Source organism: Parapedobacter pyrenivorans (genome assembly GCF_014636865.1).
Taxonomy (GTDB): Bacteria; Bacteroidota; Bacteroidia; order Sphingobacteriales; family Sphingobacteriaceae; genus Parapedobacter; species Parapedobacter pyrenivorans.
In genome coordinates, this window is sequence record NZ_BMER01000001.1 from 1180840 (window position 1) to 1193497 (window position 12658).

Genomic DNA, 12658 nt, shown 5'->3' on the forward strand with positions numbered 1-12658 from the left:
ACACATGGTTACTGCTATTGGAGATGTGTGTTTCTTAAATATGCCTTACGCATGAAATTATCCTGTGTTTTGCTGATGGTTGGCTTTTTGCAACTCAATGCGCATACGTATGCACAACACATCAGTATCAGCAAGCATAACGCCTCGTTGGTAGAGCTGTTCAATGATATCAAAAAGCAAAGCGGGTATCACATCTTCTACGATGCGTCAATGATCCAAGCGACGCATCCCATATCTGTTAATATCCGGAATAGGTCGTTGGAAGAAGCGTTGACCTATGTACTCAAGGGATTGGAGCTGGGCTACAAAGTGGTTGATAAAAATGTGATCATCACGAAAGTTGAAAAAGCGAAGCTGCCCGGAAAGAATACCTACGCGCTACAGGAACGGCAGATCATCGGTAACGTAACTGACGAGCACGGGAGGCCCTTGGAAGGGGTTACCGTCTCCGTTAAGGGAACTCCCATTGTAACGACATCTCGTGCAACCGGGGATTACCAACTGACGCTACCCGAAAATGGGAGTACATTGGTTTTTTCCATTGTCGGGTTCGAAATGCGGGAAGTGGCAGTTCCCACAGGCAATGTGCTGAACATCTCGCTTAAAACCCACGTCAGCAACTTAGACGAAGTTGTTGTAGTAGGATATGGCACACAGCGGCGGCGGGATTTAACAGGAGCAATTTCCTCGGTCACTTCCAAGGAAATCACCGAAGTTGCCAGCCTGAATGCGATGCAAGCGATTCAGGGGAAAGTTGCTGGTGTAAATGTGATGCAAAACGGTTGGAACCCGGGATCGGATGCGACCATCAGAATCAGGGGACGACGATCTTTCAATGCCTCAAACGATCCGTTGTATGTAATCGATGGGATCCCCATTGTAAGGGGACTGAACGAAATAAATCCGGCTGAAATAGAGTCGATGGAAGTATTGAAAGATGCCTCTGCAACGGCTATTTATGGCTCAAGAGGTGCGAATGGGGTCGTGCTCATTACAACGAAGCGCGGAAAAACCGGGCAGACGTCAATTACCTACGACGCCTACGTGGGAAGCCAAACGCCACTGCGCTTATTGGATATTATGGATGGGGCCGAGTTCGCTGAATTTGTGCGAGAGACTTACCGCAACCGGACAACTAATCCTTACGACTCACCCTCGCCCAACCTGGAAGAAGACCAGCGGTTGGTGATATTCACCCAAGATCCCTACATACTGGAATCCGTTACACAGGCTTACGACGAAAGCGGGAATTACAATCCCTCAAAAGTGAGAAGCTTTGACTGGGTAGATGCCACTCTGCGCAACGGATTTATCCAAAACCACCAATTGGGCATTACCGGCGGCACGGAAAAAACACAACTAGGGATCTCGGGAGGATATTATACCAATAAGGGGATCACGAAAGGTATGGACTACAACAGGTACAGTATCCGGGTAAACCTCGATCATCAGGTCAGTAGCCGGATTAAAGTGGGCACGTCTTCCGTATTTTCCTACGTCCGTGAAAACGCCGGTTCTGAGTTGTACGGCATTGCACGGCAGCAGAACCCCTTGGCTACCCCCTATAATCCTGATGGAAGTCTACTGCTGAATCCTGGCAATGACGCGTTGGCGGTGAACCCGCTTTTGAATATCGATGGCGTAATCAACGAGCACCGGAGAAACAGGACACTTACCAACTTATATGGTGAGGTGAGCATCGTCGATGGATTAAAATTCAGGACAAATTTCGGCATTGATTTCCGGACGGCGCGAGATGGAAGGTTCCGGTCATCCATGTCTACCAACCAAAATGGTGCTCCGGCTTGGGCAGAATATGGCGGTAACTATTCTAAAGGGTACGTATGGGAAAACATATTGACGTACGATAGGGAGTTTGATAACCATCGATTCACCGTCACGGCGCTCCAAAGTATCCAAAACGATAGAATGGAGGAATATGGGGAGACCGTCAGAGGGTTGCCGTATGAATATCAGTGGTTTTACAACGTAGGCTCTGCTACCGAAAACCTCGGCGTAAGAAGTAATTTGGCTGAATGGCGGATGATGTCTTGGATGGGTAGGGTTAACTACAGTTTCCAAGGGAAATATATGCTTACACTGTCTGGCCGGAGTGACGGGTCTTCCGTTTTGGCTCCAGGCCGCAAATACGCCTTCTTTCCGTCGGCGGCTTTGGCTTGGCGATTATCCGATGAGGAGTTATTCAAGAACATCGATCAACTGGACGATCTGAAGCTACGTATCGGATACGGGATGACCGGCAATTCAGCAATCAGCCCTTATCAGACCCAGGGATCATTGAGTTTAACACGCTATTCTTGGGACGAAAATGTGGCTATCGGTTATGCCGCCGGCGGATTTCCAAATGCCAGATTGGGATGGGAAACGACAAGCCAAGTAAATTTCGGATTGGATTTTTCGTGGCTGCAGGGTAAAATAAGCGGGGTTATCGATGTATATCAGCAAAACACCCGTGATTTGTTGATGGAACGTCAACTACCCGTAGTGTCCGGTTTTTCCAGTGTGTTGGAGAATGTGGGAAAAACCCGAAATACAGGTTTGGAAATCAGCTTATCAACCGTCAACTATGAATCGAAGCGGTCCGATTTCAGTTGGAGTACGGATTGGTTATTCAATGCGAACCGGGAAGAAATCGTGGAGCTATATGGTGGGAAAAAGGACGATATCGGCAATACCTGGTTTCTCGGACATCCCATCGGTGTTTTTTATGACCACCAATTTGCAGGAATATGGCAAGATACCGAGCAGGATCGCCAGGAAATGGCTAAGTATAATGAGAACGGCCATTCTTATGAGCCAGGGTTGATCCGGTTGGTCGATCAAAACGGTGACTACCGGATCAATGCAGAAGACCGGATTATCCTCGGCAACGACCGCGCAAAATGGATAGGCAGCCTCACCAATCGGATAAGCTGGAAGGGGTTTGATTGGTCATTTCAGCTCTATGCCAATATCGGCCCTTTGATCCGCTTCGATAAAGCACTGAGGCTGGAGGGCCGGTGGAATACGGTCAATGTAAATTATTGGACTCCTCAAAACCAAAGCAACGAGTATCCGAAACCCAGTGCAAACTGGGAGACGCCTCCGGATATCGGTACGGTCTATTATCAAGATGGGTCGTTTGTACGTTTAAGGTACGTGACATTGGGATATAGTATTCCCAACGGCCTAATTGAGCGGATGAAGATGAGCCGCGCTCGCGTGTACTTTACAGCCCAGAATCCATACCTCTGGACTAAGTTTGATGGGTTGGACCCTGAAGGAGCGAGGGGATTCAATACACCTAGCCCGAAGACCTTTATGGTTGGAATAAATGTGGCTTTATAAATCTATAACGAACGCTAAAAATGAAAACGAAGATACACATCATCTTATTTTGCATGGTATTGAGCTTATCATGCACCAATTACCTCGACGAAAAAATCGTATCGGGGATATCCTATGGTTATTATGAAACTCCTGAGGGTGTAGACGCCGGCGTGGCATCCATCTACAGCGTGTTGAGGTGGGCTTATAACGGAGAAAACCTGCATCCCATTCAGGAATTGGGAACCGATACCTATCAAGAAGGGCAGGATGGGAACCTCAAGGGAGCCTTGAACCGATATGAGTCGTCACTAAATTCACAATTCGGGGTACTGTATAATTTCTGGAGTAATTATTATACGGGGATTAGCCGGGCAAATATTGTCATCAATGCGATACCGAGCGTAACGGGTATGAGCGACGACATCAAAAATATCCGGATGGGGGAATCACGTTTCTTGAGAGGGTTATTCTATTTTTATCTTGTGCAAACGTTTGGCCAGGTGCCTATTGTCAAGGAAGTGGACTTTGAAGTCAAGACGGATTTCAAGCGTGCTCCGGTAGCCGATGTCTATGACCTCATCATTGAAGACATCCGCTATGCCGTAGACTACTTGCCGCCGAGCCAACCGGACTATGGCCGAGCTACGAAAGGAGCGGCGCAGCACCTGCTGGCTTCGGTGTACCTTACTCGAGGTAGCGCCATCACCGCCCAGCGTGGGCAGAAAGCGACAGACATGGACAGCGCTGCCTACTATGCCGATCAAGTGATAGCTAGCGGCACGTATTCCCTTGTTCCCGATTTCAAGCAATTGTGGCATATCGACAATCAAAAAAACAGTGAAGTGATATTCGCGGTGCAATTCTCCCAAAATATGCTATACAACAACAATTCTGGCAATAAAATACATCTGTATTACACCATGGTATACGATAATAAGCCGGGTATGAGCCGCGCGCTGGAATATGGACGCCCATGGCGGAGGGTAAGGCCCACTGATTTTACGCTTTACGAGCTCTTCGACCGTAAAAACGATGCCCGTTTCTATAAAACGTTTCGAACGGTATGGTATGCAAACAATCCGGATAATATTCCCGTATGGCAGGCCACAGCCGGATATACGCCGCCATCGGATCTGGTGGGGAAACCGAAGTTTGCGGTAGGCGATACCGCAATATGGGTTACGATGGAGCGTGTCCCCGATCACGTAAACCGCGATTCACTATATGCTTCCAAACCCTATTATTATATTCCGCGCAACCGGCAAACCAATGCGGAGTTTCCGCAGAATTTCAAGTTTTACGATGATAAACGACCGGCAGCGAATGACGAGAATGGCTCTCGGGATTGGTACGTATTTCGGCTGGCCGAGACCTACCTGATTGCAGCAGAGGCATATGGTCGATCTGGCAACTATGCCACCGCTGTTGAACGACTGAATGAAGTGAGGAAGCGGGCTGCCTACAAAGAAGGAGAAGAAAAGCCCGGCGAATACTGGCGTGTTGAAGGTGGCGATTACGATGAACGGTTTGAAAGTACGGAGCAAGCACTGCTCCTCTCGGTGGAAGATATCACGACGGGCCTGGGTGATTATTCCTTTATCGACTTTATGTTGGATGAACGCGCCCGCGAATTGCATGGCGAATGCATACGTCGTTGGGAACTCGTCAGGTGCGAGAAACTGGTTGAGCGGGTATTGGAACATAATCCGGAAGCCCAAAATATACGCGAATTCCACAAACTCATGCCCATTCCGCAAAACCACATCGATCGCCTTGATCCGATTGGTCCATTGGAAGAAGAGCAAAACGAAGGGTATTATTAAACGAAGGATATTATAAAATATAGGTGTAACCCGCATGGCAAAATCCGTAAGGATTCCGAATGCGGCTATTCAGGCAAGTAATTTAATCAATAGAATAATGGTATCAAGAAGAAATTTTATCAAGATGGCCGGCGCAGTACCGGCGATAACACTGGCAGATAAGCATGCACTATTTTCAATCAACCCCTCCCGTTTTAATGGAAGGGGACCAGCCATCCGACGCATCGAGTTGATGAATGTAACCGGCAGCTTTTATCGCTTTGTAGGAATGAATGCTTATGACACGGAGCCCAAGGGTATCAATAAAGTACAGCAGATCGCGAGGATTACCTTAGCCGATGGTACGGAAGGACTCACGGTAATCGGCTACACCCGTATTACCGACGGGATTCTAGCTAAAATAAAAGAATTGATCGGTAAAGATCCCTTCGGCTTTTACAACTGGCAGGATGAACGGATTGCAGGGGTGGCAGAAGATTTGCACCCGTATTTTTATGATGCAGACTATTCGTGGATAGAGGGTGCGATTTTAGACGCGTTGGGCAAGGTACTGCAGGTTCCCGTTTGGAAATTATTTGGAGATGCCGTAAAAGCCGGCATCGATACCTACGATGGGACACTGTACTTCGAGGAGATTTCACTCAACGGCGATGTTGATACGATTGCAGACATCGGAAAGCGGGTAAAAAACGATGGGTACACCGCTATAAAAATGAAATTGGGCCGACCCTCAAAATGGTTGAAAGGAGAAGCAGGCGTAGACCGTGACATCGATGTTTTTATCGCCTTAAGAGAGGCCGTGGGATGGAATTTTAATATCATGACCGATGCCAACAATGGGTATAAAGACCAATTTGAATGGGCAGTGAAATTAATGAAAGCCTGCGCTCCTTACGAAATGTATTGGATGGAAGAACTGTTTCCGGAAGATAAGTCATTGTACCTCAAGTTACGGGAGACGTTGCTGCAAGATGGTTTTTTTATTCCCATCGCTGAGGGTGAAAATATCCGCCGACACGAACAGTTCACGTCCCTGTTGGCCGATAGTGTTTACAACTTTTTGCAACCCGATATGCGTACCTGCGGCATGAGTTATATTTTGCTGATGGCTCACGAGGCAAAAGGACACCCGCACGTCAAGCTCATTCCTCACAATTGGCAGAGCCAAATGGGGCTCATTATGAGCCTGCATGCAGCGAAGATAAGCACCAATATCAATTTTGTTGAGGACGACCGTTTTCATAATCACGCACTTTCGACTACGAAGTATCAATTTAAGGGCGGGCAATGGTTTATACCGGATGAGCCCGGATGGGGTGTCAAATTGGTGCCTGACTATAAGCAGTTTGTCGTCAGCGGAAGTGAAGTTGTTATCGAATAGTTACCCACCCTTCAATTTTTTCACCGGTGCCAATGGCACCGGTGTTTTTTTATTACCCATCCCTTGTTTACCTGAAAAAAAGACGATAATTTCGAGGCAAAAAAACGCAAAGCAAACAGTCAATATGCAATCCCCATCACCAGAGGAACCGATGTACCAGGTGCCCGCTCGGTTCCGCTTTTTTGAGAACCTGCATATTGTATTTTGGTTGATCAAAGACATCAGCTGGGCGATGCTTTGGAAGCCCCTGGGCATGGTGATGATTATTCCCACGCTGACATTGGCGATCAAGATTACTATCCAAACGCGGTATATCAAGAGTGAGCTGTACCATAATTTAGCCATTGTTTGCTGGATCTGCGCCAACTGCACGTGGATGACATTCGAATTCTTCTGGCCTGAATATGATTACCTGCGGTACTATACGGCGATACCGTTTGTTTGCGGCATCGGTTTTATTGCCTACTACTACCTCGTTTTGTTACCGGCAACGTCGAGGCGGCCGACAGTAATACCCGCAGTCGAGCCGGTACACCTAACAAACGAACCGGGTGATTCGACGCCTATGAATGTTGACTAGTCACACCTCATTCCGTTTGCCGGAATTTACGGCGCAACCGTAAACGTTCCAACTGGTCATACAGCTCAAATGCCGTATCAAGATAAGATTTGGTATCCAAGCGCTCCCTGCTTTCCGAGAAAACGCTTTCGGGGTGTTTGGCGTGGAATGCCGATCACTTAGCCGCCTCCATGATATGGGTCTCATTGAGTGCCATCCCACAGCTCGAAGCTACGTTATGTAATAAACCGAGTGGCCCTTCTTCATAATTGAGGAGCACGGCCCTGCTATCTGATGAAGCAATATCCAGATACGTGCTGAAATAGCGTTCCAATACCCGTGCCAAGTAGTCATCCAAATCTGCAGCATGGATTTCCTTGGGATCAAACCCGAAAACTACCGGCTCAATCAATCCCGGTACCGCATGCATGCCCCGGAGTTTTCGATGGGATCGAACCACTTCATCAGGCCGTCGATAAAGGAGTATAAACGGAACCTCAGGGTATAACGCCCGAAGTTGCCGCCAAAAGAACATATGCCAACTATCCAGTTTAATGATGAGGTGCTGTTCATTGCCTATCCGTTGTTGCCCATAGAGTCGGATGGCAGCGGATAGTGTTTCGGAGACCGAAAAGCCCGACGGGGCGTCGGTTTTAAAGGGCAACCGAATAATATCGTCGAAAAACGGCACTTCCGCCAGGCTGATGCACAGCGGATGTAGCCCTAGCAGTTGTGACAGCAGGGTAGATCCGCATCGCGATACATGGAAGATGAAGGCCGTGGGCGGAATGTGGGGTAATGCAGTACCCCAGGCCGCCAGTAGGTCGACAGCGCTCGCTGGCCGAAAACGACTGGAATTGAAAATTTTGCTCCGGCCTTTGGCCAATGTCTCTTCAAAAAACGGATCAGTGAACGGAATGCCCTTCAGCTGCATCCATTCGCACCAAACATCCTGTTTGCTGGTGTGGAGACGAGAGGGATACCAATTTCGAATAGGCAGCATGGAAGGCATATTATTCATAGCTCGTTCTCCAATCGGTCGGCGAGTTGCGTAGCGGTTGGTGTATCCTGTAGCCGGAGCGCCGCAATGACCTGTTTTTGCAGTGCGACATCGACATCCTCAGTCTTGGTTTGCTTGTCGGCACGGTCGAAAAGCCCGCGCAACCAATCATTTACTTGGCAATCAATCACCAAATGGATACGGTCAGTCGTACCCTTATTGTGTACGTGATGCACCAGGTTGGCATTGATGTACCAGCAGGTGCCAAGGGGCATGTCCACACGGATATCCTCCACGTAGAATTCCACCTCCGGATTGGTCACGATTGGAAAGTGGAGACGTGCCTCTCCCTTTTCAAATGCCAGTTCATGATCGCGGTGCGGCTTGATATCAGCGCCCGCCTTTAAATTCAAGAAACGCACTGATTGTACCGGGCAATCCAAGGAGCGGACCAATTCTCCAACAGACGGAAAGTGATGCATGTGTGCTGTGTAGGCATACGCTTGTTCGCCCATCAGATCCGGGACGATACTATCCTTTCCTGCTGGCGTGCGCAACGGCAAAACAGTCCATTCTCCCTGGTAATGCAACGTATTAAAATGCGACTGCCAAGTAGCGGGATATCGAGCCAGTTCCGCCGCGACGGAGTTGGGTGGTACAAGTGGTATTTTAGCAAAACAGATCATAGCTAGATGGGCTAATTGAGGTAGACTTAAAACAAATTAACAAGTTTTTTAGGAGAAATGAAATTGTTTTTTTAATCCGGTATTCTAATGAAAAGGGGCTTTAGCGGAATTATTTTCAATATTAATTAACCATCGACCGATTCCAAAGGCTTCCCGACAGGTACATTTTTACCAAGCGATGTAATTTAAAAGGTAAAAAATCATAATACTAAAATATTTTTTACATACATTAGCAGTGCAAAATATAGGATATTGCCTACAACGCGATCAGTTAGGGCAAATCTTAGCATCTACTACTACTTATGACATTCATTTTTTAATCAAGCCCATGAAAAGGCTTTTTAATCACAGTTAATCTGCATGTACGGCATGATATCGGCATAAACCATATCGATCACGCCAACCGCAAGATAATGGTGTGTGTCGACGGTTCGTGCTAGGCGTTTCGCTTACATCAATACTATGGAACCATGTATACTTCCTCTTCCTATTTGACCATATCAAGCTTTTTAAATGAGGAGCAATTGGAGCAAATTGCTCAGGCCCAAACTACCGCCATTTATGAAGATGGTAAGCATACTGCCAGGGATGGAGCCAGGGAAGTTAAAAATAACCAGCAGATGAATACCGGTTGTACCGCATATTCAACCATTCAGCAAGTTCTTCTCACGGCAATGAATCATAATGGCGTATTCAGAAACGCCGTACTGCCTAAAAACATCTATCCCTTCTTGATCAGTAAATACACCCAGCAGATGGGATATGGTTGGCACGTGGATAGTCCGTTAATGGGCAATATGATGCGGACCGATGTCGCGATGACTATATTTCTAAATGATCCGGAAGATTATGAGGGAGGTGAGTTGGAACTGCAATCCTCCACAGGCAATGTGCTTTATAAATTGAAAAAGGGGGATGCCGTTTGTTATCCATGTACCCAATTGCATCAGGTCAGGGAAGTAGTCGATGGCGAACGACATGTTGCGGTAACGTGGATACAAAGTTTGGTAAAAGTTGCTGAGCAGCGCAAATTATTGTTTGACATCCAACAGGTGATTGACAAACTGTTTATGCAAGATCGACAAAACTTGGAAGCTAAATTTCTTCAACAAAGCCATAGTAACCTATTAAGAATGTGGTGTGAATGAAAATAGATCAACCTAATATGAATACTAACCATATCGCTATAGGCGTACTTTTGCCCGCTTCAACGATTTTACCGATGGGTAAGGATTTTGAACGCGGACTAAAGCGAACGCTGGCAGAAAAGTTAACAGCAAGTAACTGTACAGTTGAATTCATTCCCGAATTTATTGGGCAAGGAAGTAAATCGGCTGTTGAAGAAGCGATCAACAAATTAATCGGTTATCATCAGGTTGATTTGATAACAGGGGTTTTATCGAATCAAGTAGGAATGGAGGTAGCTGAAAAATTTGAAAAGCATCGCATCCCGTTTTTGATTAATAATATCGGGGAGCACGTGCCCCATCCCAATCGATTCAATCCCTATGTTTTTATAAACTCTACACATACCTGGCAGCAAGTGTGGTCATTGGGACACTGGGCAGTCGGCACATTCGGTAAACGCGGAATGTTTGTGGCTGGTATTTATGATGCAGGTTACTCCTTCTCCAATATGCTTAAATTAGGCATGGAGGCTGCTGACAGCCAATCCGTTTTGGCCTTTTCGATTGCACAGCTAGGGCAACCCGGCAAGACGACTGATCCCCGGGATGTATTTAAACACATTGCGACATTTGAACCAGATTTTATCTTCAGCGCATTTTGCGGGGGCGAGGCGAGTGCTTTTTTGGCGGAATACATCCGCTTGGGGTACCATAAAAATACACCACTTTTAGCATTGCCTTTTCTGTTACAGCCCTTTGATGCACAGCAGCAAGCATTGGAAATATATACCGCTGTTACATCCACATTGGACATGACGGATGTTGAGCCGGTCGTCCAGAAATTGAATACAGATCGTCCATTTGATGAATTGGGTTCGGCAACGGGATCAATACTCGCCGAGGCGCTTAGCAAAAAAGACGATAAGGGTTTAAAAGAGGCGATAAATGGAACAATCAGCCATTCGATAAGAGGCGCATTGCAGATTGATTCGTCGTGGCCGGGCAAAGCCAATTATGTATACCTGGTCAAAAACACGCACCACGGAGAAGAGAACTCCATTGAAATGGCTGTGCAGGAACCGTTGAAAACGGTAGAAATAACTGATAATGAACTCATGAAAAATATGGAAGGGCCTTCCTCCGGTTGGGGAAACCCTTATTTAGGCGTATAGCAATGAACATCGCGGTGCTTTGTAACACGGACTCACTAGTCGCCCCGACCCTCCAGCAATTGCGGGAAAAGGGCTGGCTCGCTGGTGTGGCAATACCGGAAAAGAGTAAAGACTATTTGGTTGGAGCCTTATTCCAAATAGGCCTAACGGAAAAAGACATTACCTTGATTCCTGCCGATACGCGAAGACAGGCGCTGAAAGATTGGGTATGTGCGCTTAAACCCACCGTGGTGTTCGTTTTTGGATTTCCATGGAAAATCACTGCGGATGTTCTTGACGCACCAGTAAGAGGCTTTTTCAACTTTCATTTTGGCGAGCTGCCGGTCTATCAAGGAGCTGATCCGATATTCTGGCAACTTCGGAACAGGGAGGACCAAGGTGAGCTTACCGTGCATCGGATGACATCGATCGTAGACCAAGGGCCTATCGTTTGGCGGGAAAAGTGCCAGATGATTCCGGGAGAGACCTATGGTATGCTTTGTCAACGTATGGGGTACCTGGCCGCCGATATGCTACTACCGTTTACCGAACAATTGATGTCAGGAAAACTGACTGAAAAGAAACAGCAAACCGTAGTCCCCTCATTTGCAAAGAAACCCGAGACAATAGACTTATCCATCGATTGGGAGAAACAGTCGGCGGAAGAAATTGAGTGGCTGATCAATGCGGCTAATCCGAAATACGGAGGAGCGTCTACTTTATTAAGGGGAAGGGAAATCCGATTGCTGGAAGTAGCTCCGGCAGACATGAATGGTACAGGCAATGAGGGTATGTCCATGCCAGGTACCATTGTATATGCGGATGCGGTATACGGTTTGATCATAGCTTGTAGTGATAAGAAATTCCTTAAGGTGAATGTGGTGCATCTTCCTGAAGGTTACCTTTCGGGGAGTAAGCTTTTCACGATGGGTGTAAAACCAGGAGAGCGATTTACAACTAATTAAATGTTTACATAAAAACCAATTGAATTATGGAAGGAACAATGGCAGAAATCCGCCTGTTCTCCGGCGACTTTGCACCAAGAAATTGGGCGTTTTGCAATGGGAGTGTTTTGGCTATATCGAGCAATCAAGCCCTCTTTGCGTTGCTGGGTACAACCTATGGCGGAAATGGGGTGACTACGTTTAATTTGCCCGATTTACGGGGGCGAACTGTGATTGGCCAAGGGGCCGGACCCGGCTTAAGCCCACGCAGCCTAGGCCAAATCGTAGGTACCCCCACGGAGACGCTGACATTAAACCAGCTGCCGGCACACACGCATATGGCACAGGTTACGGCAGGTACCGCAAGCGGTTCGGCTACCCTGTATGGGGTGAATGCCGGCGGGGGGAGTGCAACGCCAGGGGGTAATTACTTAGCGGAAGACAATAGCGCGGGAGCCACGGCTTACGCATCGTCCGGAACACCGGTCGCGATGAATGCAGGCTCCGCAGCGATAACTGACGTGCAGGCTGCAACCACGGTGTCGATTGGAAATGCCGGCGGAAGCCAGCCGCATACGAACATGCAGCCGTCGCTTGCTTTGAATTACATTATTTGCACAGCGGGCATATTCCCGTCGAGAAACTGATTATTAACCC

The 12658-nt window shown here is 47.4% G+C and carries 10 protein-coding genes; 8 read left to right on the top strand and 2 right to left on the bottom strand.

Features of this window, described 5'->3' with window-relative positions; translation table 11 throughout:
• Positions 1-51 precede the first annotated feature (51 nt).
• The 4 genes from IEV98_RS04650 (at position 52) to IEV98_RS04665 (ending at position 7114) form a co-directional block, all read left to right on the top strand.
• On the top strand, positions 52-3348 hold the full coding sequence (locus IEV98_RS04650; protein ID WP_188504727.1) for a TonB-dependent receptor: 3297 nt from the start codon (positions 52-54) through the stop codon (positions 3346-3348).
• Between the two features lie 20 nt (positions 3349-3368).
• Positions 3369-5153: a RagB/SusD family nutrient uptake outer membrane protein gene (locus tag IEV98_RS04655; protein WP_188504728.1), complete on the top strand. Its 1785-nt coding sequence runs from the start codon at positions 3369-3371 to the stop codon at positions 5151-5153.
• 97 nt (positions 5154-5250) lie between these two features.
• Positions 5251-6534 carry a mandelate racemase/muconate lactonizing enzyme family protein gene (locus IEV98_RS04660; RefSeq protein ID WP_188504729.1) on the top strand — a complete coding sequence of 428 codons (1284 nt, stop codon included), beginning with the start codon at positions 5251-5253 and terminating at the stop codon, positions 6532-6534.
• A 124-nt stretch (positions 6535-6658) separates the two neighbouring features.
• The gene (locus tag IEV98_RS04665) at positions 6659-7114 is read left to right on the top strand and encodes a hypothetical protein (protein ID WP_229738570.1); all 456 of its coding nucleotides are present in this window, start codon (positions 6659-6661) and stop codon (positions 7112-7114) included.
• Positions 7115-7268: 154 nt separating this feature from the next.
• Here the strand turns inward: IEV98_RS04665 and IEV98_RS04670 are convergent, their stop codons facing one another.
• A complete protein-coding gene (locus IEV98_RS04670; protein WP_188504730.1) occupies positions 7269-8096 on the bottom strand; it encodes a sulfotransferase family protein in 828 nt (275 codons plus the stop codon).
• A 14-nt stretch (positions 8097-8110) separates the two neighbouring features.
• Positions 8111-8779 carry an aspartyl/asparaginyl beta-hydroxylase domain-containing protein gene (locus IEV98_RS04675; RefSeq protein WP_188504731.1) on the bottom strand — a complete coding sequence of 223 codons (669 nt, stop codon included), beginning with the start codon at positions 8777-8779 and terminating at the stop codon, positions 8111-8113.
• 470 nt (positions 8780-9249) lie between these two features.
• Between IEV98_RS04675 and IEV98_RS04680 the strand changes: the two genes are divergently transcribed.
• From IEV98_RS04680 to IEV98_RS04695, 4 genes are read left to right on the top strand one after another with little or no spacing between them, the layout of a single operon-like run.
• On the top strand, positions 9250-9927 hold the full coding sequence (locus tag IEV98_RS04680; protein WP_188504732.1) for a Fe2+-dependent dioxygenase: 678 nt from the start codon (positions 9250-9252) through the stop codon (positions 9925-9927).
• 17 nt (positions 9928-9944) lie between these two features.
• Positions 9945-11078, top strand: a complete 1134-nt coding sequence (locus tag IEV98_RS04685; protein WP_188504733.1) for an ABC transporter substrate-binding protein — start codon at positions 9945-9947, stop codon at positions 11076-11078.
• A gap of 2 nt (positions 11079-11080) precedes the next feature.
• Complete coding sequence (locus IEV98_RS04690) at positions 11081-12022, top strand: methionyl-tRNA formyltransferase (RefSeq protein ID WP_188504734.1); 942 nt, start codon at positions 11081-11083, stop codon at positions 12020-12022.
• A 26-nt stretch (positions 12023-12048) separates the two neighbouring features.
• On the top strand, positions 12049-12648 hold the full coding sequence (locus IEV98_RS04695; RefSeq protein WP_188504735.1) for a phage tail protein: 600 nt from the start codon (positions 12049-12051) through the stop codon (positions 12646-12648).
• Positions 12649-12658 lie beyond the last annotated feature (10 nt).